The sequence below is a fragment of the Nitrobacter sp. CN101 genome (genome assembly GCF_055390255.1).
Window position 1 is genome coordinate 4,253,919 of the sequence record NZ_AP038833.1, and the last position, 25,166, is coordinate 4,279,084.

The 25,166-nt window shown below is 60.6% G+C and carries 21 protein-coding genes and 2 pseudogenes; 10 read left to right on the forward strand and 13 right to left on the reverse strand.

The genetic code is table 11. From position 1 onward, the window contains the following. Positions 1-14 precede the first annotated feature (14 nt). From paaD to ACZ5IL_RS21270, 9 genes and pseudogenes are all read right to left on the reverse strand, one after another. On the reverse strand, positions 15-539 hold the full coding sequence (paaD, locus tag ACZ5IL_RS21230) for a 1,2-phenylacetyl-CoA epoxidase subunit PaaD (RefSeq protein ID WP_464594394.1): 525 nt from the start codon (positions 537-539) through the stop codon (positions 15-17). A 9-nt stretch (positions 540-548) separates the two neighbouring features. Further along, entirely contained in the window at positions 549-1,400 is an 852-nt protein-coding gene (gene paaC / locus ACZ5IL_RS21235; protein WP_464594395.1) for a 1,2-phenylacetyl-CoA epoxidase subunit PaaC, read from the reverse strand. Next, a complete protein-coding gene (gene paaB / locus ACZ5IL_RS21240; protein ID WP_309775800.1) occupies positions 1,400-1,684 on the reverse strand; it encodes a 1,2-phenylacetyl-CoA epoxidase subunit PaaB in 285 nt (94 codons plus the stop codon). Before paaB ends, paaC begins: the two co-directional genes overlap by 1 nt. A gap of 55 nt (positions 1,685-1,739) precedes the next feature. Continuing rightward, positions 1,740-2,729, reverse strand: a complete 990-nt coding sequence (paaA, locus tag ACZ5IL_RS21245) for a 1,2-phenylacetyl-CoA epoxidase subunit PaaA (protein WP_464594396.1) — start codon at positions 2,727-2,729, stop codon at positions 1,740-1,742. A gap of 61 nt (positions 2,730-2,790) precedes the next feature. Beyond that, positions 2,791-2,949, reverse strand: a pseudogene (locus ACZ5IL_RS21250) (3-oxoadipyl-CoA thiolase); the annotation flags it as partial. Positions 2,950-4,362: 1,413 nt separating this feature from the next. After that, complete coding sequence (locus ACZ5IL_RS21255; protein ID WP_464594397.1) at positions 4,363-7,557, reverse strand: efflux RND transporter permease subunit; 3,195 nt, start codon at positions 7,555-7,557, stop codon at positions 4,363-4,365. 9 nt (positions 7,558-7,566) lie between these two features. Then, positions 7,567-8,727 carry an efflux RND transporter periplasmic adaptor subunit gene (locus tag ACZ5IL_RS21260; protein WP_464594398.1) on the reverse strand — a complete coding sequence of 387 codons (1,161 nt, stop codon included), beginning with the start codon at positions 8,725-8,727 and terminating at the stop codon, positions 7,567-7,569. 129 nt (positions 8,728-8,856) lie between these two features. After that, entirely contained in the window at positions 8,857-9,222 is a 366-nt protein-coding gene (locus tag ACZ5IL_RS21265; RefSeq protein WP_464594399.1) for a ferrichrome ABC transporter substrate-binding protein, read from the reverse strand. Between the two features lie 170 nt (positions 9,223-9,392). Next, positions 9,393-9,947 (reverse strand): flavin reductase family protein, encoded by a 555-nt coding sequence (locus ACZ5IL_RS21270; RefSeq protein ID WP_464596957.1) that lies wholly within the window; start codon positions 9,945-9,947, stop codon positions 9,393-9,395. Positions 9,948-10,552: 605 nt separating this feature from the next. Between ACZ5IL_RS21270 and ACZ5IL_RS21275 the strand changes: the two genes are divergently transcribed. Genes ACZ5IL_RS21275 through ACZ5IL_RS21295 form a run of 5 tightly spaced genes read left to right on the forward strand, consistent with a single transcriptional unit; the run spans position 10,553 to position 15,151 of the window. Then, positions 10,553-11,125: a carboxymuconolactone decarboxylase family protein gene (locus ACZ5IL_RS21275; protein WP_464594400.1), complete on the forward strand. Its 573-nt coding sequence runs from the start codon at positions 10,553-10,555 to the stop codon at positions 11,123-11,125. Between the two features lie 17 nt (positions 11,126-11,142). Further along, positions 11,143-12,231, forward strand: a complete 1,089-nt coding sequence (locus tag ACZ5IL_RS21280; protein WP_464594401.1) for an acyl-CoA dehydrogenase family protein — start codon at positions 11,143-11,145, stop codon at positions 12,229-12,231. Continuing rightward, entirely contained in the window at positions 12,228-13,040 is an 813-nt protein-coding gene (locus tag ACZ5IL_RS21285) for an ABC transporter ATP-binding protein (protein ID WP_464594402.1), read from the forward strand. Before ACZ5IL_RS21280 ends, ACZ5IL_RS21285 begins: the two co-directional genes overlap by 4 nt. Positions 13,041-13,094: 54 nt before the next feature. Continuing rightward, positions 13,095-14,297, forward strand: coding sequence for an ABC transporter substrate-binding protein (locus ACZ5IL_RS21290; protein ID WP_464594403.1), 1,203 nt, complete (start codon positions 13,095-13,097; stop codon positions 14,295-14,297). Beyond that, entirely contained in the window at positions 14,294-15,151 is an 858-nt protein-coding gene (locus tag ACZ5IL_RS21295; RefSeq protein WP_464594404.1) for an ABC transporter permease, read from the forward strand. Before ACZ5IL_RS21290 ends, ACZ5IL_RS21295 begins: the two co-directional genes overlap by 4 nt. A gap of 145 nt (positions 15,152-15,296) precedes the next feature. On the opposite strand, the gene ACZ5IL_RS21300 is transcribed toward ACZ5IL_RS21295, so the two are convergent. Both ACZ5IL_RS21300 and ACZ5IL_RS21305 read right to left on the reverse strand, forming a co-directional pair. Then, positions 15,297-15,596, reverse strand: a complete 300-nt coding sequence (locus tag ACZ5IL_RS21300; protein ID WP_464594405.1) for a hypothetical protein — start codon at positions 15,594-15,596, stop codon at positions 15,297-15,299. Between the two features lie 125 nt (positions 15,597-15,721). Next, positions 15,722-16,246, reverse strand: a complete 525-nt coding sequence (locus tag ACZ5IL_RS21305; RefSeq protein ID WP_464594406.1) for a hypothetical protein — start codon at positions 16,244-16,246, stop codon at positions 15,722-15,724. A gap of 220 nt (positions 16,247-16,466) precedes the next feature. On the opposite strand from ACZ5IL_RS21305, the gene ACZ5IL_RS21310 reads away from it, so the two are divergent. Then, the gene (locus ACZ5IL_RS21310) at positions 16,467-16,754 is read left to right on the forward strand and encodes a hypothetical protein (RefSeq protein ID WP_464594407.1); all 288 of its coding nucleotides are present in this window, start codon (positions 16,467-16,469) and stop codon (positions 16,752-16,754) included. 126 nt (positions 16,755-16,880) lie between these two features. Here ACZ5IL_RS21310 and ACZ5IL_RS21315 read toward each other — a convergent pair whose 3' ends face one another. Then, on the reverse strand, positions 16,881-17,957 hold the full coding sequence (locus tag ACZ5IL_RS21315) for a hypothetical protein (protein WP_464594408.1): 1,077 nt from the start codon (positions 17,955-17,957) through the stop codon (positions 16,881-16,883). Next, positions 17,854-21,432: a SpvB/TcaC N-terminal domain-containing protein gene (locus tag ACZ5IL_RS21320; protein WP_464594409.1), complete on the reverse strand. Its 3,579-nt coding sequence runs from the start codon at positions 21,430-21,432 to the stop codon at positions 17,854-17,856. The genes ACZ5IL_RS21315 and ACZ5IL_RS21320 overlap by 104 nt, the downstream gene beginning before the upstream one ends. Positions 21,433-21,711: 279 nt before the next feature. Here ACZ5IL_RS21320 and ACZ5IL_RS21325 point away from each other — a divergent pair, with 279 nt between their 5' ends. The 4 genes and pseudogenes from ACZ5IL_RS21325 (at position 21,712) to ACZ5IL_RS21340 (ending at position 25,067) form a co-directional block, all read left to right on the forward strand. Continuing rightward, positions 21,712-21,996 (forward strand): hypothetical protein, encoded by a 285-nt coding sequence (locus ACZ5IL_RS21325; RefSeq protein WP_464594410.1) that lies wholly within the window; start codon positions 21,712-21,714, stop codon positions 21,994-21,996. Between the two features lie 367 nt (positions 21,997-22,363). Then, on the forward strand, positions 22,364-23,383 hold the full coding sequence (locus tag ACZ5IL_RS21330; protein ID WP_464594411.1) for a FecCD family ABC transporter permease: 1,020 nt from the start codon (positions 22,364-22,366) through the stop codon (positions 23,381-23,383). An 83-nt stretch (positions 23,384-23,466) separates the two neighbouring features. Continuing rightward, positions 23,467-24,162, forward strand: a pseudogene (locus ACZ5IL_RS21335) (ABC transporter ATP-binding protein); the annotation flags it as partial. Next, positions 24,147-25,067: an ABC transporter substrate-binding protein gene (locus tag ACZ5IL_RS21340; protein WP_464594412.1), complete on the forward strand. Its 921-nt coding sequence runs from the start codon at positions 24,147-24,149 to the stop codon at positions 25,065-25,067. The pseudogene ACZ5IL_RS21335 and the gene ACZ5IL_RS21340, both read left to right, overlap by 16 nt. Positions 25,068-25,166 lie beyond the last annotated feature (99 nt).

Consider the following 25,166-nt stretch of genomic DNA (forward strand, 5'->3'; position numbering starts at 1 on the left):
AGATGCTCCCGCTCTCAAATGCATTTGAAATAGTCGAATGGCTCAAGACAGTCCTTGCAACGGTAGCTCGCCTTGCAGGGCGTCGAACCGAACTGACTTACTTTTTCCGTTTGCTTTGACCCGCAGCGGGGGCATGCGATGATCAGGTCCGATCGTCCCGCGAGTCTGAAGGCGCGACCGGTGAGGCGGCCATCCGCAGCGGTTCCGTCGATCGGCGGCACAATGCCGTAATCGTGCAGCTTTTCTCGGCCCTCGCGGCTAATCCAGTCGGTCGTCCAAGGCGGAGAAAGCTGGCGCTCGAGTCTGATCTTCTCAACGCCACGGTCACGCAGCGCGCGCTCGATATCCAGGCTAATGATGCTGGTGGCGGGGCATCCCGTATAGGTCGGGGTCACCGTCACCACCAAAGTGTCGTCGTCCCATGCGACATCGCGGATGATGCCGAGATCGGTCAAAGAGATGACAGGGATCTCAGGGTCGGGAATCTGGCCGAGCCAGTCCCATACCTGATCGGTGCGGGGCAGCGTGCTCGTCTGCATGGCCGGACCTCACCAGCTTGCACCAGGATAGGCGCGCTGCAGGAACTGCATATCGGCGAGGATGTAGCCGAGATGCTCGGTGTGGATGCCGCGTTTGCCGCCCTTATGGGCGAACTTGCTCTCCGGAATCGTCAACGTCGCCGCAGCAAGCACGTCGCGCACCGTCGTCTCCCATGCCGCGCGCAGGCTTGCGGGCTTCGGTGCGATACCCACAGCGGCGACCGCCTCGTCCTTCTCGTCGGCCATGAACATTTCGCCGACATAGGGCCACAGCGCATCGAGCGCGGCCTGCATGCGGCGATGGCTCTCGTCATTTCCATCGCCGAGACGCACGATCAGATTGGACGTTCGCTCGACATGATAAGCCACTTCCTTGTAGGCCTTGGCGGCAATCTCGGCGACCCGCCGGTCGGACGACGTCGCCAGCGCCTGAAGCAGGGCAAGGTGATAGATGTCGAACAGGAAATGCCGCATCAGCGTATGGCCGAAATCGCCGTTGGGCCGTTCGACGAGCAGCAGGTTGCGGAAGTCCCAGGCGTCCCGCAGATAAGCGAGATCGTCCGCTGTCCGGCCCTTGCCCTCCACCTCGGCGGCGAGGCCGAGCCAGAGCTGGGTCTGGCCGATCAGATCCAGCGCCATGTTGGCCAGCGCGATATCCTCCTCCAGCGTGGGCGAATGTCCGCACCATTCCGAGTCCCGGTGCCCCAGGATCAGGGTCGTGTCTCCGATCCGCAGCAGGACTTCGAAAAAGGCGGCCTGGTTGGCACCGGGCGAAAGGGCATGCAGCCCCTGACCATGCGCGACGGCCTCGCGGGCGAGGTCTGCTGTGTCGGCTTGGGCGACATCGGGAAGCGATGGCATCACATATGCCCCACTTCTTCAGGTATCTCGTAAAAGGTCGGATGGCGGTAGATCTTCGCGTTCGCGGGATCGAACAAGGGCCCCTTGTTGGAGGGGCTCGATGCGGCGATGTCGGACGAACGCACCACCCAGATCGAAACGCCTTCGTTGCGGCGAGTATAGACGTCGCGGGCGTGCAGGACCGCCATTTCAGCGTCGGCGGCGTGCAGGCTGCCTACATGACGGTGGCTCAGACCATGCTGGCCCCGAATGAACACTTCCCAGAGCGGCCATTCTCTGGACATGCTTTCTCTCCCGTGACTGGGTCGGAGCCAGCCGAACGGCGGCCTGACCCGGTTGCTACTCGTGGGCGACGGCGTATGGGCGCGCGGCCTTCTTGTCGGCATGCGCCACCAGCGCCTCGCGGAACCACGCGCCGTCCTCCCACGCCTTCACCCGCGCGCCGAGACGGTCCTTGTTGCAGGGCCCATTGCCGGCGAGCACATCGTAGAACTCGTTCCAGTCCGGCTCAGAGAAGTCGTAGCCGCCCTTTTCCTCGTTCCACTTCAGGTTCGGGTCGGGAACCGTCAGGCCGATGAGCTCGGCCTGCGGCACTGTTTGGTCGACGAACTTCTGGCGCAGTTCGTCATTGGTGTTCATCTTGATTTTCCAGGCCATGGACTGGGCGGAATGGACCGAATCCTTGTCCGACGGACCGAACATCATCAGCGTCGGGTACCAGAGACGGTTCAACGCATCCTGCGCCATGCGCTTCTGCTCAGGCGTGCCGGCGGCCATCTTCATCATGATCGCGTAGCCCTGCCGCTGGTGAAAGCTCTCCTCTTTGCAGATACGGATCATGGCGCGGCCGTAGGGGCCGAAGGAGGTGCGCTGTAGCGGCACCTGGTTGATGATCGCGGCGCCGTCCACCAGCCAGCCGACGGCGCCCATATCCGCCCAAGTCAGCGTTGGATAGTTGAAGATCGAAGAGTACTTCATGTCGCCCGAATGCAGGCGCTCCATCAGTTCGTCGCGCGAAATGCCGAGCGTCTCGGCGACGCAGTAGAGGTAGAGGCCATGGCCGGCCTCATCCTGAACTTTGGCCAGCAGGATCGCCTTGCGTTCCAGCGTCGGCGCGCGGGTGATCCAGTTGCCTTCCGGCAATTGCCCGACGATCTCGGAATGCGCATGCTGGCCAATCTGGCGGACCAGCATTTTGCGGTAGCCTTCCGGCATCCACTCTTTAGGCTCGATCTTTTCGCCGCGGTCGATGCGCGTCTGAAATGCGATCTCTTCCGGCGTCATGTCGTCTTTCAACCTGCCTTCCGATTTCACGAGCTGCGCATACATGGCTCGGTTCTCCTCAGACGCGTTCGACGATGATGGCGATGCCCTGTCCTACGCCGATGCATATGAGGTCATCTACCGCCGACCAATCAACGTTGGGATTGCGAGCCATCAAACCCCTTAGCGGTACGGCCGCCAGATCGTCGACCCGAACCGAACTCAAAACACCGCCATACCTCCCGATGGGCGTGCTGAGCGCATCGCAGACCAATGCCTCCAGCACCCAAACCCTCCAATTAATTAACCGACCGGACGGTTTATATCATTATTACGCTGACCCTGAAAGGGCGGTCCTGATTTTTTGTCGCTTGCTGCTGAACGCCTCCCGCGCGTTGAGGTCATTTTCACACTCGGAGCCGTGAATCCGGGCGGTAACACCACCTGACGTTGACTGATACTTGCAGAGACGCGGAAGGGATCGGCTGGGCACACAGCGTTTGCAATCCACGCCTCCGCCGACCTCTTGCACCCATACTCCAGCCCATACATTGCGACGCAATTGGCGCGGCGAATAGTGAACTGACGCGACCTAAAACGACCAGCTTGCGGTTATGGCAGAGGACTATGTTGAACATCGACGAACGTGTGCGAAAGGCAATCTATGCTGATTTGAACACTCTCTCCGCCATAGCGCGTCAGAAGTCATTCTACACTCCAGTAGTTTCCGGATCTGGCTGTGCGTGCTGGAGGACTCCGTCATGATGCAGCTGAAGGATGGACAACAGATGACACTGACACCAGCAGAAGGCCTGCTGATGTTCATGTCGTTGACCGGAACGCCAGCGGCACCCAACCGACGAAATTCCTCCTGCTCTTGATCAAGGACAGTGGTGTTCCGGCGCTCGCGTGCGCGCAGCGACCGTTACGGTAACTAAGGACACGAAAGGCAAGGCGGTCAAAACGAGGAGTATCATGTCGTGTCTGCAACGAACCCGCCTGCGGCAGGGACGCGACATCATTGGCCCGCGGTGCCGTTCCATCTCCTCGCAAATGTCACGATTTCGGAGCCACTATGCTGCAATCGTATCGCAGGTATGCTGATTTCGCACTGCACGGGAAGTCGAAGTCCTGTTAACCGTTGCCCTGCTTCGCGGAGGGGGTGCCAAAACTTCCGGCTCATCCCGATGACTATCACGCGCCTGTGTTCGGCCGCCTTTGGACCGGTAACAGACCGTTAGGGTTTCTCGCTGTTAAAGAAGGGTCGATAGGGTATGCACATGCAAGTCTGGAACCCTGGGAATTTTACGAAGGCACCGGATAACAACCGGGCCGGCTGGGCTATGGCAGGCGCGGTCGTGGCGCTGATGGCCAGCCTCGTGTACTTCACGAACGGGCGCAGCGGCCATGCGGCGCCTCACGAGCAGCATGCCGCTGTTCACTTTCAACTACACAAATAAGCTTGAGCCGCACAGGCGGAAAACCGTCGGCCTTACGCGAACCAGAGGCTGCCCAGCTCGGTTTCGAGGGATAGTCGAAAGTTTGCTTGAACCTTTTATCGAGTTCGAGCGCCTTATCATTGCTGGGGATTTCAGGGCCCAGTGCGTATTAGCCAACGCCGGCAGCGAACATACTCCGCTGTCCGGCGTTGTGCGTTTTTGGGTCATTGGTGCCGCCAGGACTAGTTGATGGTGCGCGATCATTCTGCGGCCCTCCGTGTGAGTTCGAAGTTGACCACTTGCTCCGAACGCTTGCGTCCAAATAAGACATAAAGCGCGGGCAGCACGAACAACGTCAGCAGTGTCGCGCTGATCAGCCCGCCTATCACTACGGAGGCGATTGGCTTTTGAACCTCCGCGCCCGTGCCAGTGGCCAACGCCATCGGGACGAAGCCAAGTGAAGCCACCAGAGCCGTCATTACGACCGGCCTCAGTCGGGTCAGCGCTCCTTCATAAATCGCATCCAATTTTGCCAGGCCTTGCGCCATGAGCTGCTTGATGAATGTGAGCAGCACCAAACCGTTGAGGACTGCGATCCCGGATAGGGCGATGAATCCTACCGCCGCCGAGACGGAGAACGGCAAGCCGCGCAGCCAGAGAGCCAGTACGCCTCCGGTCAGGGCAAGAGGCACGGCACTAAATACCAGCAAGGCATCGCGCGCCGAGCCGAGAGCACTCATCAACAGCAAGAAGATCATCAGGAAGCACGCGGGAACCACGATCGACAAACGCCAACGAGCCGCCTCCAGGTTCTCGAACTGCCCGCCCCATGTCATCCAGTAGCCGGCAGGCAGTTTCACCTGCGCATCGATTTGCACGCGCGCATCGTTCACCACGGAAGCGATGTCGCGATCGCGCACGTTGGCGGTCACCACGACGCGGCGCTTGCCATTCTCGCGGCTGACCTGATTGGGGCCTTCGCCAAATGTAAAAGTCGCCACTTGGTCCAGGGGAATGGTCATGGCGACAGCGCCCATCGCGGGAAGGGATACGGGCAAACTTTTCAAGGCATCGAGATCGTGGCGGATTGTTTCGGGCAACCGCACGACAATCTCAAAATGCCGGTCACCCTCAAACACGACGCCCGCATCCCGCCCGCCGATTGCGGCGCCGATAACCTCCTGCACCGCCGCGAGGCTCAGACCTCGCCGGGCGATCTCAGCCTTGTCCACCGCGATGTCCAGAACCGACAGGCCGCTGGCTTGCTCGACTTTGACATCCTTGGCGCCCTTGGTGGCCCTTAGAACGCTCGTGACCTGGTCGGCGGCGCGCAGCAAGGGTTTGAAATCATCGCCAAAGATCTTGACCGCGACGTCGCCACGCACTCCTGCCAGCAGTTCGTTGAAACGCATCTGGATGGGTTGAGTGAACTCGTAATTGTTACCAGGCAGCTCACGCACTGCCGACTCGATTTGTTGGATCAATGCCTCCTTGGAGAGATTTGGATTAGGCCATTGCTCCTCTGGCCTGAAGATAATGAACGTATCGGCGGCATTCGGTGGCATCGGGTCCGTTGCAATTTCGGCCGTGCCGGTCTTCGAAAAAACAAAGGCGACCTCCGGTAATGCGCTAACCGTCTTTTCAATCTCGATTTGCATGGCCTGCGATTGCGCCAGGCTGGTGCTTGGAATGCGCAGTGCGTGCATGGCGACGTTTTTTTCGTCTAGGGTCGGGATGAACACCTGGCCCAGGCGGACGAACACCAGCAACGCGACGACAAACATGAGGGCCGCACCTACCATCACCGGCAGCGGATGTTTGATCGTGCGCATCAGCAAGGGTGCGTAGGATTTCTTCAGCCGCCGAACGATGCCATTGTCGCCTTCGGCGACACGACTCGTAATGAATATGGCAATCAACGCCGGCACGAACGTCAGCGACAGGACGAACGCTGCGGCCAGGGCGAGGATGACGGTCAACGCCATCGGCTCAAACATTTTACCCTCGATCCCGCTGAAGCTCAGCAACGGTACATAGACCAGGATGATGATTGCTTGGCCGTACACAGTAGGGCCGATCATTTCCTCTGCGGCGCCACGCACGGTGTCCAGACGTTCGAAAAGAGAGAGCGCGCGGTCTGAGGTGGCCTGGCGTTCGGTGAGGTGCCGCAGTGTGTTTTCGACGATGATGACCGCGCCATCGACAATCAGACCGAAATCCAGTGCGCCCAGGCTCATCAGGTTAGCGCTGATGCCCCCCTGCAACATGCCGGCTGCCGTCATTAACATGGCGACGGGGATGACAAGGGCGGTGATGAGCGCCGCGCGGAAGTTCCCGAGCAGCACAAACAGCACGAGGATCACCAAAAGAGCGCCTTCAACGAGGTTGGTGGCGACTGTCCTCATCGTGGCGTCCACAAGCTGAGTACGGTCGAGCGCTGTTTTGAGTTCAATGCCGGCCGGCAGAGTGCGGCGTACCTGGTCGATCTTGGCGTCGACAGCTGCCGCCACGGTGCGGCTATTGCTGCCAATCAGCAGGAGCGCCGTGCCGACAACGACCTCGTGGCCGTTCTCGCTGGCGCTGCCAGTGCGGATTTCACCGCCAATCGCCACTTGGGCAACGTCGCGGACACGTACCGGCACCGAACCTCGCGTGCTGATAACAACATCGCCAATGTCCCTGAGATTTTCGAGTCTTCCACCGGTACGCACGGCGATGCCTTCGCCGTTGCGCTCGATGACGCTGGCGCCGCGGCTGACGTTATTGGCTTCAATGGCGCGAGCGACATCACCGAAGGACAGGCCCAGCGAGGTCAACTTCAAGGGATCAGGTCGGACGTGGTATTGCTTGACATAACCGCCGATGGAATCGACGCCGGCTACGCCCACCACGCTCTTGATCTGCGGCCGAACCATCCAATCCTGCACGGTACGCAAATACGCGGCGCGCTCCACATCCGTGTCGAGTCGTTCGCCTTCCGGCGTGACGTAAGCACCGGCACCGGGCGATGTGGGAGCAAAGCCGATCGACCACATGTAGATTTCACCCAGGCCGGTGGAGATAGGCCCCATCTTCGGATCGACACCGGGCGGCAGGTTCGGACGCAATTCCAGCAACCGTTCGCCGACTTGCTGGCGCGCGAAATAGATGTCCGTTTTTTCCGTGAAAACGGCTGTTACCTGGGAGAAGCCATTGCGCGAAATTGAACGGGTGCTTTCCAGGCCGGGTATGCCGGCAAGCGCGGTCTCGATGCGAAACGTCACCTGTTTTTCGATTTCGACCGGCGACAACGCGAACGCCGTAGTGTTGACCTGAACCTGCTTGTTGGTGATGTCGGGGACGGCATCGATGGGAAGCCGGATTAACGACCACAGGCCCAACGCCACGGCACCCACGCTGAGGAACACCACAACCCACCGGTACTGAATCGATAGCGCGAGAATGCGACTGATCATGGTCGCCCCCTAGTCTTCATGCTCGGCCTCGGCCTTGCCGAGGTCAGCCCTGAGGGTGAAGGTGTTGGCGACGGCGATGCACTCCCCGGCCGACAGGCCGGCGGTTACCTCGGCCAGGCGCCCGTCCTGCCGGCCAATGGACACTTTGCGCGCCTCAAAACCTTTAGCCGTGCGGACGAACACGACGGTATCGCCCTTGAAGGATTGCAAAGCTGTTTTCGGCACCGTTATAGCTGCTGGTGTTGCATCCGTCGGGATCTCGGCGGTGATGAAAGAGCCCGGCCGCCATTTAAGTGCAGTGTTGTCGACCGAGGCGACCACGCGGGCGGTACGCGTGTCCTTATCGAGTAGCGGGCTGACAAACATGATGGTCGCCGGGGATGGCTCACCTCCGGTACCGGCCGCGATGTTGATTTTCTGGCCTTCGTGGACGCTCGCCAAGTCAGAAGACGGTACCGCAAGCTCGGCCCAAACGACGTCCAGATTGACGATGACGTACAGCTCGCTCTCCTGGCCTTCGCGGCCGACCAGCGACCCAAGCTCGACACGGCGTTCCGCAATACGTCCGGCAATCGGCGCCCTCAGCTCCTGTAGTCGCAGCGTCTCGACGGGCTGTTGAGGCAGGGCTTCAATTTGTTCAGCAGTCAAGCTGAGCGCGAAGAGCTTTTGGCGGGCGATCTCGATTTTAACGCGAGCGTCTTCAAACGTGGTACGAGCCCGCAGGAAATCGTTTTCGCTGAGAATCTTGCCTTCAAACAACCTGGTCGAACGATTGAACAGGGTTTGCTGCAGATCAAACACCAACCGCGCGGCCAGGTATTCGCTCTTGGCGTCGGCAACCTCGCGGCTTTCGATCACGGCGACAACTTCGCCCGCCCGCACGGTATCACCCAGCCGCTTGCGCAGCTCCGCCACTGTGCCGAGCAGCCGAACCGCGACCCGCGCGATATGGTCGCCGCTGGGCACGATGGAGCCAGGCACTACAATGCGTTTGCCCAGCATGCCGCCTTGCACTTCGCTGACGGCGAACTTGCCGGCATCCACCTGCTTCTCGCTGACCGTAACCACGAGTTCATCGTGTTTTTCCCCGCCCGGCTTTTCGCCGTGCGCCGCGAGGGGAAATGCCGCGCCGAGCACAAGCACAGCCGCGAGCAACCACATCCGGACCATTCCCAATATCCCGTGAACGAGCCTCGACCGCTCGTGATTTCGCCAAACCGTTTCCTGAACGCACGCAAGCCCTCGCATTGCCTGCGCAACGGGACGTGCCAACGGGGGCCTAGACGGCCGCCTGGGAGGTTAGGCGCGGGGTGGTTTGAACAGAGGAAGGCCGGCAAGCGCGGCAGGGAATTGCTCCCGACCGGACGCCACCAGGCGCACGACGGGATCCGCCGGGGTCATCGCTACCGTCGCATGCTGGGCGGTAACGTGGGAGAAACAGTGCCCGCTGTGGCACGGCAACTGTTGTTCTGGGGTATCCGGCGAAGAGTCCGGGTTGGCGCTCGTCATCACGACCGCGGAATCGGCGTTGGCAAACGTCGGACCACATCCGGCACAGTGAACCAGCGAAAACAACAGGCCGACGGTGAGCAGCAAAACGAACGGCAGCCGGCAAAGCCGACTTCCGATTTCCTCATTTAACGCCATGCCGCCGAACCGGGTCATCGTCTATTCAGTCAACTCCTCTCGTGGGATCTTTTCAAGGTCCAACTCGTTAAAAAATTATGATCAAAAGCGCGGGCGCAGGCAGAATCGGATAGCCTCAATTGAGGCTGGCATAATGAATGCCGCAATTGCGGTCGCGGTGGTAGTGGGCCAACAATCTGTGGCGAATATCACGTAGTCGAAAAAACTGAGTCAGGAATAGTGCCGGCACCGGAATTCTGAGTCACTTCCAGATACTCCCCATGCCAGTACGCCAGCGCGCTGCGGTTGCTGGAGAGATGCACATAACGCACGCGGCCAATGACAATGTCGTGAGAATGGCGCTCGATGATGTCGTCGACCTCGCAATCCAGCGCAGCGAGCGCATCCGTCAGAAGCCGCACGCCGGTTATTCTCGTCATCCATTTCGCGCCGAGATAGCGGCCCGCCCCTTTCACGCCGCCGCGCCCTGAAAACCTTTCGGCAATCTCGGCCTGGCGAGCGTTCAGCACGTTTACGCCGAACACGCCATGCCGCACCAGTATCGGCCAAGCGGATGACTTCCGATTGATGCCGAAGATGACGGTCTCGGGTTCGATGGAAAGCGACGATACTGACGTTACGGTCAGGCCAGATACGTCACTGCCTTGTCCAACGGTGATTACACTTACCCCACTGGGAAGCCTTCGCATCGCATGGCGAAAACTTTCGGTTGCGTTAACCGTGTCTACTTCCAGTGTACTCATTCGGTGGGCCGTCGGAACGCCGGATTCAGAAGTTAAGTCAGTTGCTGCCATTTTTGATTTCAATGACCTTCATAATTCTGAACAGAACTCATGGGCGATGACACGGCGCGATGTCGAGTGGCTCCGAAAAATAGCAATGCACGCATCGCGAACGCGATATGCGCGAAAAAGTTATTTCTCGATTTGCTGCATCGGAACGCCAAACATTCCCTCACCACGTCGACGTCTTGTGACGAAGCTCGATAGATTCACCTATCACTTCCGATGATCGAGAAGGCAGATACCAACGTCTATCAAAATTCAATTGCTCGAGAAACGAAGAGCGGAGAATGCCATACGCCGTTAGCGAGCAGCATTACGTATTAGAACCCGCACACGACGCCCCGCCTGATCTTGAAATAATCTCCTTATTGGTTTGCAGGCCAGAATAGCAGCATGCTCTTGGGCGCCGGCTAAGAAGGTCGTTTCTTGTTATTTTTCCAAACGGGTTGTCGTGGCTGGACGCCTGTTTCACCATCATCATATCGAAGGTCTCATAACCTGACTGAGTTGGTCGTCGCTCTTCGCGCCGGTCCACTTGGGTCGATGCCACCGATAGGATGCACATGACACGCTTGCCAATTCATACCGCTACCACAGCCCCTGAAGCTGCCAGGGAACGGGTCCAGAATGCCGAGACGGCGAATGGTTTTCTACCTAACCTGATCGGACTTTTAGCCAATGCGCCAACAGCGTTGGAGACCTATCAAACCGTGAGCGGCATCAACGCGCGCAGCGGCCTAACGCTAGCGGAGCGAGAGGCAGTGCAGATCACCGCTGCCGCGATCCATGGCTGCGGCTTCTGCGTCGCCGGTCACACCGCTATCGCTTATAAAAAAGCTGACCTGAAGGACGCTACCGTCAACGCGCTACGCGATGGCACGCGTGGGCCGGATGCACGCCTCAATGCCGTAGCGGACTTCACCCGCGCCGTGATCCGCAGCCGCGGCCGTGTCGAGGATTCCGAATTGAAGGCGTTCCGCAACGCCGGCTTCAACGACGCCAACGTGCTGGAAGTGGTGCTCGGCGTCAGTCTCGCGACGCTGTGCAACTTCGCCAACAACCTCGGACAAACGGACCTCAATCCGCAGCTTAAGCCTTACGCATGGAACAACTCGGCCGCCGTCGCTGCCGAGTGACGGATGAAGGTATCGCCATGACGCACTTAATCTCTGATCTTGGGGCATGGCTTGACGCCAGCGCCTCTCATCTCGACACCACTGCCGGCACAGCCGCAGCGGTTCTTCCCAAGCTCGCGGACGCTGGTCTGTTTGGGCTGGGCGTGCCAGTGCAATGGGGTGGCAACGGCGGCCATGTCGCTGATGCGGTCAACGCCATCGCCGAGGTCTCGGCGCACTCGCTGACCGCAGGCTTCGTGTTCTGGGGCCATCGCACATTCATTGAATATCTGCTGCAGAGCCCCAACGCCGCTTTGCGCGAAACGCTACTGCCGGATCTATTAGCCGGCCGGCGCGGCGGCGCTACCGGCCTGTCCAACGCGATGAAATTCCTTTCAGGCATTGAGGAATTGTCGGTGCAGTCCCAGCGTAGCGGCACTGCGCTACAGCTCGACGGTTATCTGCCGTGGGTGACCAACCTGCCCGCGACAGGCTTTGATGTTGCGATGGCTGTCAAGGGTGCGAATGGTGCTCCTGCCTTTATCGCCGCACTGACTTCCGACGATTCCGGCCTCGAACGCTCGCCTGATCTCGATCTGATGGCAATGCGCGGATCAAACACCGCGGCGCTCAAGATCGACGGTGTACGTATTGGCGAGGATCGCGTTATCCATCACAATGCTACCGAATGGCTGCCGAAGGTAAGGCCCGCATTTCTGGCGATGCAATCCGCGTTGTCTGTCGGCTTGGCGCGTCGCGCACTTGCGGAAGCGACCGCCAGACTTCGCAATGATCGCGACATCCTGAGTGAACCGGTCGCTGCGCTTTCCGCCGAACTCACTTCCACCGAAACTGCGCTGCATGAAGGGCTGCGTGGAGGCCGCTTCATCGAGCACCCGGCAAGCCTGTTCCGCCTGCGCATCCGTCTCGCTGAGATTGCGGTGCAGGCCGTACAGTTCGAGCTGTCGGCCTCTGGCGGCCGGGCCTATCTGTCTCAGCCCGGCGCAGGCTTCCAGCGCCGGCTGCGCGAGGCCGCTTTCATTCCGGTCGTCACGCCCAGCCTCGTGCAACTGAAGCTCGCGCTTCGCGTTCAGGAATTGCCAGCCGCAGTCGGCGCGACAGCATGACCGCGGCCGCACAAACCGCTTCCCCGGCACCGGATCGTCAGGCTGCTATTCTTGAAGCCGCCGGCGTGGTGCTGCGCTATCCCGACCAACCGCAACCGGTTGTCGGGGCATTCGATTTTGAGTTGGCCGCGGGCGAGTCCGTCAGCGTGCTCGGTCCGAGCGGCGTCGGAAAATCGAGCTTGTTGCGCGTGCTTGGCGGGCTGCAAAAGCCAACCGACGGCACGGTGACGATGAATGGCAAGCCACTGCAGGGCGTGTCACCGCGCGTTTCCATCGCCTTTCAGAACGCAAGCCTGCTGCCATGGCTGTCGCTGGAGAAGAACGTTGCATTCGGGCTCAACTTCAAGCACCAGCCGCGTCTGACGCCGGAGGAAAGCAAAGTCCGCGTCGATGTTGCGATCCGTGAAGTCGGACTGACGCACGCACGGCACTACTTTCCCGAGCAACTGTCCGGCGGCATGGCGCAGCGCGCCGCGCTGGCGCGGTGCCTGGCGCGCAAGCCGGAAATCCTGCTGCTCGACGAACCCTTCGGCGCGCTCGACGAAGTGACCCGCACCGAGATGCAGCATCTGCTTCTGAAGGTGATGCGCGATTTCCAAACCGCGGCGATCCTGATCACTCACGACATCGATGAGGCCCTGTTGGTCTCTGATCGCATCCTGCTGCTCGGCGGGACACCGGCGCGAGTGATCGGCCAATGGTGCATCGACCTGCCGACACCGCGCGAAAACTACATCGCAGAGCTTGGCGTCATCCGCGTTGAAATTCTCTCACGACTGCGCCACGCGACTCAGCGACGCATCAACTAAACCGGTCACGCAGCGGCGCCGCGCGCGACCAGATGACGATTCAAAGGACCCGCCATGTCGATCGACGAATTTTCCCGTTATGACGTCTCCCGCCGTCAGATTCTGCGCCTGTCGGCGCTGCTGACCGCCAGTGGCGCGCTGCCGCTCCTGAAGGCATACGAGGCGCGCGCCGAGGTCGCGGATGTGCCGCTGCGCATCGGCTATCTACCGATCACCGATGCGACGCCGCTTCTGGTCGCGCATGGCAAGGGGTTTTTCGAGGAGGCAGGCATCAAGGCCGAGAAGCCGGTGCGCCTGCGAAGCTGGGCGCAGGTGCTGGAAGCCTTTATCTCTGGACAAGTGAACGCCGTCCACCTGCTGTCGCCGATGACAGTTTGGGCACGCTTCGCCAGCAAGGCTCCGGCTAAGGTGGTCGCCTGGAATCACACCAGCGGCTCCGGCCTCAGCGTTCTGCCGCACATCAACAGCGTCAAGGATCTTGGCGGTACCACGGTCGCCATTCCGTTCTGGTACTCGATTCACAATGTGGTGCTGCAAGTCCTGCTGCGCGAGAACGGATTGAAGCCGGTGTCGAAACGCACAGGCACCCCCGCCGCCAACGAGGTCAATCTCGTTGTCATGGCGCCGGCTGACATGGTGCCAGCGCTCGCCTCAAAGCAGATCAGTGGCTACATCGTCGCCGAGCCGTTCAACGCAGCGAGCGAGGCGCTTGGTGTCGGAAAGATCCTGCGCTTCACCGGAGATGTCTGGAAGGATCACGCCTGCTGCCTGGTGTTCATGCATGAACGCGATATCCAGCAGCGCCCGGAATGGGTGCAGCGCGCAGTCAACGCAATGGTCAAAGCGCAGCTCTGGACGCGTGACCATCGTGCCGAAACGGCGGCGCTGCTCTCCAAGGACAATCCCAATCAATACACTCCGCATAGTGTCGAGGTTCTCAGCAAAGTGCTGGCGCCGCCGGAGGCCGACGATGCCGCCTACATCAAGGCCGGCGCGATCCAGCATCCGGACTGGCGCGAGCGCCGGATCGATTTCCAGCCCTATCCCTATCCGAGCTACACCGAGGAACTGATCCGGCGCCTGCGGGAAACGCTGGTCGAGGGTGATCGCGCGTTCCTCGATACGCTCGATCCAGCGGCCGCCGGCCGCGAGCTTGTCGACGATCGTTTCGTCAAGAAGGCGGTGATCGCGGCAGGCGGCATGGCGGCGTTCGGTCTGCCGGAATCCTTTACCCGCACCGAGGTCGTGGCGGCATGAGCACAAGCTGGCCAAGCGACAGCCTGAGCCGCCCCGCATCTCCGCGGCTCGCTACGTTTGCGGGCCGTTTTGGCGGCAAGCCGTTGTTGACGCTGCCAGCATTGGCCAACAGCCTGCTCGGCATCGGCGGACTGATCATGCTGCTGTTGCTATGGTGGCTCGGCACCGATGTCCTGGCTTCATCTGAAGGATTTATCCGGCAGTTCTCGCCGACCGCGGCGATCCCCAAGCTCGTAACGATGCTGGCGCAGGCTGATCTGTCAGTGCATATTTTCGCCAGTCTGCGCCGGGTGCTGATCGGTCTCGCTTTCGCGTTGCTGATCGGCGTGCCCGTCGGGCTCGCAGTCGGCAGTTATAACCACCTCAATACCGCGACCTCGCCGGCGTTTCAGTTTCTGCGCATGATCTCACCTCTGTCGTGGATGCCGATTGCGGTGATGATGTTCGGCGTCGGCGACCAGCCAATCTATTTCATGCTGGCGTTCGCCGCGGTGTGGCCAATCCTGCTCAACACCGCCGAAGGTGTGCGGCGGCTGCAGCCGAGCTGGCTCAGTCTTGCCGACAGCCTCGCCGCGACGCGCTGGGAAACACTATGGTACGTGATTCTGCCCGGCGTGCTTGGCCATGTGCTGACCGGATTGCGGCTTTCCGTCGGTATCGTTTGGATCGTGCTAGTGCCGTGCGAGATGCTCGGGGTCTCGGCCGGTCTCGGCTATTTCATTCTCGATACCCGCGATCGCCTCGCTTATTCGGAGCTGATGGCCACGGTGCTGATGATCGGCATACTCGGCTTGCTGCTCGATGTCGGAGCGCGGATGCTGTATCAAGCTGTCACCCGCAGTCGCGCCGCCTGAGGGATCGTCTCGCTCTCCTATAGCGTTGGCTCAACGTTTCGACCGGCCTTGGCCGTGACTCCCTCACCCGAGTGGCGCAATCGAGCCATCGCTAGCACTTGGCTTTGGTAACGCCATGCACCTGATCAGGTAGATCGCGAGGGAATCAGGATCGACTCAGTTTCGCAGGCTTTTCCGGGCGTTTTTCCTGCCGGAGCCGCACCGGCGGGCGCGGGTCTTTACCGGTGACCGCCATGAACTCCTCAAGAGTGAGATTGAGCTTGTCGCCGTTCGAAAGCTGCATCACCGCGTAGGTCTCGTCCCCCTGCTGTGGCAAGACCCGCACGGTGACGATCTGGTCCGCGTTGAGGAAGAAGCCGAACCTCAGCTCGATGAGTTCCACCGCGCTGGCTCTCGGCTTCGGAGCAGGCTTTTTCTCTTCATCGCGCGTGCTCTTCTTGACCATAGGCCCTCCCTCCACTGCTATAGCGTTTTCGAGCGAAGTGGATACCGGTTCGCGTGAAGAAAACGCGTTACATCATAGAGCTTCGCTTCCGACTCCGTCAGAAGCGGAAAAGCTCTAAGCTCGTCTCAACACAGTGCCGCACAGTCGTTGTCGCAAGCGGGCTGCCTCGGCAAGCATCGCTCAGGTGGACTGGCCTCGAACGAGCACACCAAGTAGGCGCGGTAAACGACGCTGACGCTTTCAGGAAACAAGAAATGGCCAATCGTGATCGGATGGTCGTCTCGCAAGAACGGGAACGGATACTCGATCACGCCGTGGAACAAGCAAGGCCAGTCTTCGCTCGCCACGCAGGTGAAAAAGTAACGGTCGCAGCACTTCTCCTCCGCGCCGTCCTGATGCTCCGGCAGAAACTCGATCTCGTGGTTGCGTACGTCTTGACACGGGCGCGCCTCGAACCAGAGCTCGACTCGTCGCATGCGAACAGGCCGCTCGCCCGGCAGGTACGGGAACATGCTGCGGCTCATGCGCAATGCGAGCGCGCGTGCGCAACCCGGCTCCTCAACAACCGGCCCAAGGCCCTTGAACCGTTGCCACGCGTCCGAAAAGTCCTGCCGCCAGTCGAAGAAGCGTAGTCCGGCGCCCGGCAGCATGCAGGATACCTTCGCCGTATTCGCTGCGCTCGATCAGAATATCGCGATCCAAGGTACGAGGATCCGATTCGGCGCTTGTGCCGCGCACCGTCGTCTCGATCAGGCGTCGCAGGGCATCGTACGCGGTCACGTAGACATGTCCACGGCTGTCCCACGCTCGAATTGAGTTACCGAGTACGTCCTGGAGTTTCCAGCGCGCGCCAGCCTCCATGCTGGACTGGTGAATGCGGTTGCCGGAAACGTCGTAGACGTAGCGCATCATGATTCGGCCGAGCGAACCGTCGCCTTGCTGAACTGCATCGCGAACGACGCGCTGATTGCCTTCGATGTCCAGCTCGACACGAGTTGCAAAAGCATCTTCGCGGCCGTCGAGGTCGTGGCCAGCACAGACGACATGATTCCTTGCTACCGTCAGGAAGGGACGACCGAGCACGTCGAGATGCGCCGTGCTCGGGGTGTCGGCGTGAGCTGCGGCACGCTGGGCGGCAACGCGCTCTTCCTTCCCTAGATCGCCGCCGATACGTTGTTCATGCCACGTCCTCCACAGCGGAGCTGAAGAGGATTGCAGCGTCTTGAAGTACGCGGCTACAAATCCGCCGATATCCTCATCAGTCCGTGGATCGCCCGTCTGCGATTAACGCGGCGCGCAAGTATCGTTCGTATCGTACGTCGTCTGGCGCCAGGCATCGAACACAACCTTCTCATAGGTATGGTTCGGATGCAGTGTAGCGATCACCCGCCCGATCGGATCATAGAAGAGCACGGGACTTACACCGACGCGAACACCAAACTCGTGGCTGTGCGTGGCGCTGAAGAATGGCTCGAACTGGCGAACCGGCTTGCCTTTGTTGTTGAAGATCGTCCAGCCCGTGGTGACCCAGCGTCGATTGACGAAGGGCGCGCGCGGATCGTTGGCGTCGAGCGGCCCCGGTTCCGCCTGAACCTTCCGCTGAATCTCGCGGCCGAAACCATCGGAGTAAGCAAAGGTGAGTTGAATCTTCAGATCCTGCCGTGGCAACGGCGCGTTGACATGCGTCTCGCGAGCGAACGTCGCACTACAATTCGGCTGCCACTGTGTCGGGTCGTCTGGGTAGGCCGCTTGCGTACGTCGAAAGCGATCTACGTCGTAGACGACACGCGTGGTGGCGCCTTTAAGGAGCGTCTTCGCGATAGCGTGAGGATCGACACTCCCGAACAGGCCGTCGAGCTGCGCTTGATCGAGATCGGCAATGAACTCAGCTAACGAATCGCCTTCGGCCGGCGACGGCAGCGGTTTGCCCATGACAGCGGTGCCCACGACCATGCCGAGCGTGTCGAAGATGACTTCCGTCCGGTTGCGGTTAGCATCGCTGACGGTGGTCGGCTGCATTACGATATAGTCGTAACTATCGACCGAGATGCGATTTCCGAGCGCATCTCGCGTCCCCGTGATCAGAAGATCGTAGGCATCGAAATCGACGATCGAGCCCTGGCCGAAAGGACCGCGGTAGCGGCGCGACATGAAAAAGTGAGCGCCAGCTTCTGCGAGTTCCTCCGCCGCAGAAACGTCCTCCACGTGAAAGAACGAACGTCCCGAGGGCACCCACCAGTGACCGTTCCCGTCGAGGTCAACGTAGCCTCCGGTCGAAGCATCCTGTCCGCCCAGCACGACTGCGGGATCTGGCAGCAGCTTCGAGGCTCTGTCCTGGGCGGCGGCGCTGGAACGTTTCATCAAGGAGACCCGGCGTGAACGCAAGCTTGTAACTCTCGCCGGGCAGGCAAAGCGATTGAATTTCGCCCAGCGGCAGCAGTCCGCCAAGATCGTTGCGACGATAGAGCGTTCGCGCCCATTCAAATGGCCGCCGCCGCTGACTCCCCGTGGCTATCGCTTCGTAAGCGATATCGGGGCCTGATCGCTTGTGGCGCAGACGGCCTGCGCACATCGGATCGGGCTCGACAAAATCCGATGCCTGGAACCGACCGCTCTTCGCTGTCTGTGTATAGCCGGTCAGCTCGAAGGTAATCGTCTCATAGGGAAGTGGATTGCGTTGGGCATCAGGCAGCGTGATGGCGTTGGTGAAGCGTGTCTCGACATAGGTCAGCAGTGGAGATGTTTGCCGTGTGCGATCCCATCGCGTCGACAGCGGAGAGGCGCGGCGTCCATAGGCAATCGCAACCTGTTTGAGCACATTTCCATAGTCATCGACTTCCAGCGTCAGTTTGTGCTGAACACGCGGATCTTCTGGATTGCGTTCGTAATGATAGGTGATCGATTCACGTTCGTGCGTGAAGAATACCGCGTAGCGATTGAGGCCTCGATGCTGCAGCATCCGGATGCTGAAGTTCTGTTCTGTAATCGTGTAAGGCGTACATGCTCGTCGGGTCCATGCAAGTGTCGCACGCGGACCCTCAGCGTCGTCCGCATAAACCTCCTGGCGCAGCAGCGTACCTTTCAGAGATCGGCAGGCCTCGCGCTCTTCTTCCGGTGTCAAACCGGGCGGCACGATGGTGTCGTCGAGAAGCTGGGTGCGGGCAGCCGCGAGCGTCAATCTGGGCTCGCGAAAATACTCACGCTCGAACAGACGAGAGACGCGGTCCGCGCCGAGGTAAATGCCAGTGTGGAACCAGCTCTTGGTATGCACAGGCGGCACGTGCGATTCGGCAGCGATATTGTCTGTCGGCAAGCCGTTGCCGTCGAACGCTGCAAACCGCTCGGTATCCCACTGCTCGACCATGCCGAAGCCGCGGAACTCGCGCTCCTCGCCATCATAGTGGCCATGATGGTATGCGAAACGCGTCACGAATCGATTTCGACTGATGTGGTCGGTCGCTTCCACCCGTTCAACGACGTGTACCGGGAACGGCAAACGCGTCACCCATGGCCGCCCTGCTTCTCGATCGGCAAGATAGAACTCGGTGGAGAATTTGTACGTCAGCCGTGTCTCCGCACCGAGCTGATTGTCGTAGCGCGCCAGCAGATGCGGCTTGGTGCCGCGCGCAAGATCGATGAACTCCACCGGACGCCATGCGATGCTCGGAAGCGCGGTCGACCACACAAGGCACGCTGTCCCACGGCCGAGTAGATCGATGACATCGAGCGACACACCGTCGGTCAGCACCATTTCGGAGATCGTGCGCGGCTGGCTCAGTCCATTGCCGCTTTCATTGAGGAAGATCTTTACGCCATTGCGTCCGGCATAGATGACGTCGGCCGGACCGGAGCCATCAACGTCAGCGAAACGGATCCGGCGCGCATCGAAGACGCCGTCCTCGTCGAAGTAAGGCGCGCCCTCCATCGTAACCTTCACGCCGAACCGGCCGTGGCCAAGATTGGGCCAGTAACAGACCTCACCGTTGCGAACACGAACGAGATCGGACAGTCCGTCACCCGACATGTCGGCAATGAACACCGCCTGATCCGCCTGCCCGAACAGCACGCGAGGACCACGCTCCTCGTTCCATGGCACGCGCACGCGCACCGCTTCGCCGAAACCGAGGTCGCCCAGGGAGGGATGCCAGGTGATGGCCTGATCATCCATGATCAGAATGTCCGCGAGCCCGTCACCCGACAAATCGGTCAGACGAACGTTCGGACTGCTGAAGTCGACGAGCGGAAACGCGCGGAACGGCCGAAATGGTGTCCAGCCTTCCTCGTCGGTCCGATCGAAATATCCGCCCGTGCCCTGCACGAGCGTTGCAAGCTCAAGTCGGCCGTCCGAATCGAGGTCGATAAGCTGCGATCGGCCGCCCTCGCCGATGGGCCTTGAGCGGATCACCTGAACGGAACCGAACTGGCCGTGCCCCCGATTCGACTTGTAGTACCAAGCGCCCGCCTCCTCCGCGAGCACACCCGCGATTCCTTCGCCGTCAAGGTCGATCCACTGATAGCCATGGCCGGCGACGCCCGTGGGAAGATTCTCGAGGCTTTCGCGTGGAAGCTGCTCGACTTTCCATTTTTGAGGCGTCGGATCGTCGAGTGGACTGGGGGTGTAGCTCAGCAGCAACGGGGGCAGCGACCGACGCCGATACAATCCTTCTTCGAGCGGCCGATATCCGGATTGCGTGACGCGCGCCAGACGTGTGCCGAGCGATCTGGCGTCGTAATCGAGCTGAATGTCACGCACGAGCGTTCGCGCGGTCCCAAGCCGCTCCGGCATGCGATGCGCGACGAGAATTCGCTGGCATAATCGATGCGTGCGGATCTCGAAACCGGCGCGCGTTCTCGAAAACGGATCGCAACGCGCGTGCCTTGGAAGCGACCGATCGTCCGTCCAGCGCACACGTTCGAATCCCTCCGCCTCGGGTTCATGCGCAAATGGCTCGTCGCAATAGTCGAGCACGACTTCGAACAGCCATCCGGTTTGCGGATCGACCTGCGGCCGTGGAAGATGATTGCGGCGCGCCGAATCGAGTGAAACATCGAGCAGCACCGGCCTGCGGTTTCCATACCTGATACGCTTCAGATACCGGTTCGCGCTCCGGGATCGGAGGCGCTCGCTGGCGCGGGTGACATCGACGCCATCGTCGCCTTCGGCTGCGTATTCATACTCAATAGCGTTTCCGCGATCGTCGTAGCTGCGGCAGATAAGCCACTCGAAAATGCACTGTGCATTTTCAGGATCTGCAATGCGCGACGCAAGCGTTTCGCCGTATACGGTGAGAACGTTGTCTCGGGAAATGGTGCGCCAGTGGGTGTCGCCGTCGGCGATGCGGGTCCAGCTCTCTATCCGCGAAAAGGTTCCTTCGATGCGAGGTCGAAAGGCTCGCACAAAGTAGTCGCTCACCTCCCGATACGCTGTCCACGGCGCGTCTGCTGCGGTGATCGGCACGAGATCTTCCGATCCGGACAACAGGAAGATATCTGCCGCAACATCGGCTGCCGCAACATTTTCGGCACGGCGCGCGAAAGGCACGTAACGCGGAACGCCCTTGTCCGTCCGCCTGGAGATAGAAGGAAGTCCGAGCGTCCAACCCAGTCCGAAAGGGCCATTGCCCGACCCGGAACTGTAAGACAAAGCGAGTGCAGGTTGAAATTCGCTGCGACTCTTGCTCAGCGGAATTGGAACGGAGAGGGTTGCTGTGCCATTCACCGGATTGGTTTGAAATTTCTCACCCAATCCGCGAATAGCTCCGCCGCCTTTCGGAACGCTCACCTGCGGTGCCGCAAATGACGACGGCGTCTCGGGCGATTGCTCCGTTTGCGACATGTGTCTTTCGCCTTATCGATAGCTTTCCGTCTTTTGCTGATACACAGAGGTTCAATCTCGAGAGACAATCGAGAGCGCGAAACGCGGGAACAGACTCTGTTGATTTATCAAGTGGTACTAACCAAGCTCGCTATTTAGTATTTAGCCTTTTGCGAGAGTTCTACCGGTTCAGAGAGGCTTGATCTCCCAAGCAGAGCGATAGATCGGCCGATGCCGTATTGCGCGATACCAGGACGATGAGGCTGAGACGAGACGAGCAGTGGTGAATAGGAGCAACCTATGATCGAGGTTCGGCGAGTGGACGACGGCGGCGCGCTTAGCTTCGAAGTTTTGGTGCGCGAAGGAAAGGGCGAGACTCGTCACCGCGTTACAATGTCTGAAGTCAAGAGCCAGCAGCTGACCGCCGGAAAGCACACGCCCGAGCGCTGCATCGAGGCCGCCTTTCGCTTCCTGCTTGAACGGGAGCCCAAGGAGTCGATCCTCGCCCGCTTCGACATTTCCGTGATTTCACACTACTTCCCGGAATTCGAGCGCGAACTGCCCAGCTATCTCGCGCGATTCTAAAATCAATTACACTCTCTTTATATTAGCTGCGATGCAGAAGAACGTTCGCGGTTGCGCAGGGTCTTCCGCTGTGCTTGTTTGGACCGCATCAAGCTCGCCAAGCGGTGAAACGGCAACGCGGCGCGGGGATGTCCTCAATCCCACTGCTGGTGCGCGAGCGTTGGCGGCCATTCGTGTCCATCAGGACGCTAACATGGATGCATGCGTGGAAGCGGATAAAGACCGCAAAGCGATCAGCCGGTGATGCATTCCAGCGCACGATGGCGGGTCAGAAAATGACAGGGCAGAAATAAAGGGCCGTCATGGGTTTCGCGAAATGCGCTGCCGAGCCAGCCGGACCCGCGGCGTGCCGTGCTTACAACGTCACATGGTGACCGTCGCCGGTCGCCAGCGAGCGATCGTGACGCTCGCCCTGTGCGCGAGTGTCACGTTGTTGACGCTGATGTCGCTGGGGATAGGCCCTGTAGCGTTGTCGCCGGCAACGATTCTCCATGCCTTGTTTGGTGGCGGTAGCGAAGTTCAGCGGATCATTGTGCTGGAGATCCGCTTGCCGCGTACGATCCTCGCGATAGCCATCGGCGCGATTCTCGGTTTGTCGGGCGCCGCCCTGCAGGGACTTCTGCGCAATCCCCTGGCATCGCCCTCGCTGTTCGGCGCGCCGCAGGCGGCGGCGCTCGGCGCGGTGCTGGTGATCGCGCTGGGATTGGCCGACATTCATTCCTTTGTATTGCCGATGGCGGCGATCCTGGCTGCGTTTACTTCAGTGTTCGTGCTGCTCGTGATCGCGGGGCGCGAGACGAGTCTGCTGATCCTGATCCTCGCCGGGCTGGCGATCTCCGCTCTTGCAGGCGCGGCGACGTCGCTGACGATGAACCTGTCAAGCAACCCTTTCGCGGCGTTGGAAATTGCATTTTGGCTGCTGGGATCGCTGGAAGACCGCAGCTTTCGGCATGTGGCGCTGGCGCTGCCGTTCATCGTTGCGGGAGCGGCGGCACTGATGAGCCAGCGTCATGCGTTTCGCACGCTCAGTCTCGGTGAAGAGGCCGCCTTCAGCCTGGGGGTCAACGTCGGCCGGCTTCGGTTGTGGACGATCCTCGGCGTTGCCCTTGGCGTTGGCGGTGCAGTCGCAGTGGCCGGCGCCATCGGCTTCATTGGACTGGTCGCCCCACACCTGATGCGCCCTCTGATCGGCTACGATCCGGCAAGGCTGCTGGTACCGAGCGCACTGACCGGCGCGGCGCTACTGCTCGCGGCCGATATCGCGGTGCGCGTCATTCCCTCGACCTCGGACATCAAGGTTGGCGTCCTGACCGCGCTGATCGGAGTGCCGTTCTTCCTCTACCTGATCGTGCGCGAGCGGCGGGCGCTGGGTGGAGGAGTGGCATGAGCGAGACGGCTATTCTCGTCGCATCATCGCTGTCGGCGAGCCTCGGAAAGAGAGTCGTCCTGCGCGACATTTCGCTGGCACTCCCCGGTCGGCACCTTGTCGCGCTGGTCGGGCCGAATGGCGCAGGCAAGACCACATTGCTGCGGGTGTTGGCGGGACTGCTGCCCTCGAAAGGCAGGATCGAAGTTTGCGGCGACGCGCTATCATCTCTAAGCCTTCAGGAACGCGCGCGCCGTTTTTCCTATCTGCCGCAGGGTCACCAGATACATTGGCCGCTGCCGACAAAGGATGTCGTGGCGCTTGGACGATACCCGCACGGTGCGATCGATCCCGGGAGGCTGACCGACCACGATGCCGCGGCCGTGAAGCGGGCGATGCAGATGGCTGACGTGATAGATTTGAGCGATCGTCGCGTGACGGAATTGTCGGGCGGCGAGCGTTGTCGGGTCGCGCTGGCGCGGGTGCTGGCGGTGGAAGCGCCAGTGCTTTTGGCCGATGAACCGACTGCATCGCTCGATCCACGCTATCAGATCGAGATCCTGATCAAACTGCGGGCAACGGCCGATAGCGGCACGCTGGTTGTCGTGGTGACGCATGATCTCGGGCTCGCCGCGCGTTTCGCCGATATTATTCTGGTGATGTCCGAAGGGCGCCTGGTATCGCAGGGACCACCTGCCGACGCGCTTTCGGAGGCCATCATGTCCGAGGTCTTTCGTATCAGAACCTATCGTGCCGACCATGAACGCGAAATCGTCCTCGTGCCGTGGGCGGAAGTTTGATCGCGATGTTGCGGCGTACGAGATTGCATCGCTTTCGCAAGGCGATCCGGGCCGGTATCGCCGCACTGAGAAACGGTGATCTTGTCGCCGTCACCCTGGCCTTGACCGTCGGCATCGTCACGCCCGCGCACGCCGCGGATCTGCCGCGTGTTGCGTCGATTAATCTGTGCACCGATCAGCTTCTGATGACGCTCGCCGACCCGGTACAGATCGTCGGCCTTAGCCCTTATTCGCGCGATGCCGCACGCTCCTACGCCGCGGACAAGGCAAAGAAGTATCGGCGGCTCTCCGGCGAGGCGGAGGACGTGCTGATGCTCAGACCCGACGTCGTTGTTGCCACCCAGTACACCAAGCGCGCGACGCGGGAGCTGCTGAAGCAGCAAGGGATGCACGTGGTCGAGTTCGATGTCGCAACATCGATCGATGACGTGAAGGAACAGATTCGTCGGATGGGCGATCTTGTCCGGCATCCGGATCGCGCGCAGATCCAGATCGCACGACTCGATACCGCGGTGGCCCGCGCAAAGGAGGCAGCGGCGCGCAGGCCTTATCGGGTGCTGGCGCTGTCGCGGCGTGGCTGGGTGTCGGGCGATGACAGCCTCACGAGTGCACTGCTCTCGGTCACTGGGCTGTCGAACGCGGCACCCGGTCTTGGCATTACGCACGGCGGGTTTGCAAAGCTTGAAGCCATTGTTGCCGCTCGACCGGATCTTATCCTGATATCGGACGGCAGCGATGTCGCCGAAGACGAAGGCAGCGCGCTTTTGCTGCACCCGGCGCTGGAAAAGATGTATCCGCCATCGCGGCGCATCGTGATTCCTGAAGATCTCACGGTGTGCGGCGGGCCGATGCTTGCCGACGCGCTGGACCGGTTGATCGCGGAGCTGAAGCGAATCGGAGACTAGGCTCAGGACTCATAAACGCCGTCCGGTATCTGCGCCGGGTTCCAACGCTTAGCGCGGAAGGCGCGTCCATACGCCCTTGCCGGAGCGGCGCGATCCCTC

Excerpts from the sequence above, each read along its gene's own strand:
- ACZ5IL_RS21295 (WP_464594404.1), top strand. The coding sequence starts at position 14,294 with ATGAGCACAAGCTGGCCAAGCGACAGCCTGAGCCGCCCCGCATCTCCG.
- ACZ5IL_RS21270 (WP_464596957.1), bottom strand. The coding sequence starts at position 9,947 with ATGAGTACACTGGAAGTAGACACGGTTAACGCAACCGAAAGTTTTCGC.
- ACZ5IL_RS21265 (WP_464594399.1), bottom strand. The coding sequence starts at position 9,222 with ATGACCCGGTTCGGCGGCATGGCGTTAAATGAGGAAATCGGAAGTCGG.
- ACZ5IL_RS21255 (WP_464594397.1), bottom strand. The coding sequence starts at position 7,557 with ATGATCAGTCGCATTCTCGCGCTATCGATTCAGTACCGGTGGGTTGTG.
- ACZ5IL_RS21285 (WP_464594402.1), top strand. The coding sequence starts at position 12,228 with ATGACCGCGGCCGCACAAACCGCTTCCCCGGCACCGGATCGTCAGGCT.
- ACZ5IL_RS21330 (WP_464594411.1), top strand. The coding sequence starts at position 22,364 with ATGGTGACCGTCGCCGGTCGCCAGCGAGCGATCGTGACGCTCGCCCTG.
- ACZ5IL_RS21290 (WP_464594403.1), top strand. The coding sequence starts at position 13,095 with ATGTCGATCGACGAATTTTCCCGTTATGACGTCTCCCGCCGTCAGATT.
- ACZ5IL_RS21315 (WP_464594408.1), bottom strand. The coding sequence starts at position 17,957 with ATGAAACGTTCCAGCGCCGCCGCCCAGGACAGAGCCTCGAAGCTGCTG.
- ACZ5IL_RS21275 (WP_464594400.1), top strand. The coding sequence starts at position 10,553 with ATGACACGCTTGCCAATTCATACCGCTACCACAGCCCCTGAAGCTGCC.
- paaA (WP_464594396.1), bottom strand. The coding sequence starts at position 2,729 with ATGTATGCGCAGCTCGTGAAATCGGAAGGCAGGTTGAAAGACGACATG.
- paaB (WP_309775800.1), bottom strand. The coding sequence starts at position 1,684 with ATGTCCAGAGAATGGCCGCTCTGGGAAGTGTTCATTCGGGGCCAGCAT.
- ACZ5IL_RS21325 (WP_464594410.1), top strand. The coding sequence starts at position 21,712 with ATGATCGAGGTTCGGCGAGTGGACGACGGCGGCGCGCTTAGCTTCGAA.
- ACZ5IL_RS21280 (WP_464594401.1), top strand. The coding sequence starts at position 11,143 with ATGACGCACTTAATCTCTGATCTTGGGGCATGGCTTGACGCCAGCGCC.
- paaD (WP_464594394.1), bottom strand. The coding sequence starts at position 539 with ATGCAGACGAGCACGCTGCCCCGCACCGATCAGGTATGGGACTGGCTC.
- ACZ5IL_RS21320 (WP_464594409.1), bottom strand. The coding sequence starts at position 21,432 with ATGTCGCAAACGGAGCAATCGCCCGAGACGCCGTCGTCATTTGCGGCA.
- ACZ5IL_RS21260 (WP_464594398.1), bottom strand. The coding sequence starts at position 8,727 with ATGGTCCGGATGTGGTTGCTCGCGGCTGTGCTTGTGCTCGGCGCGGCA.
- ACZ5IL_RS21300 (WP_464594405.1), bottom strand. The coding sequence starts at position 15,596 with ATGGTCAAGAAGAGCACGCGCGATGAAGAGAAAAAGCCTGCTCCGAAG.
- paaC (WP_464594395.1), bottom strand. The coding sequence starts at position 1,400 with ATGCCATCGCTTCCCGATGTCGCCCAAGCCGACACAGCAGACCTCGCC.
- ACZ5IL_RS21305 (WP_464594406.1), bottom strand. The coding sequence starts at position 16,246 with ATGCTGCCGGGCGCCGGACTACGCTTCTTCGACTGGCGGCAGGACTTT.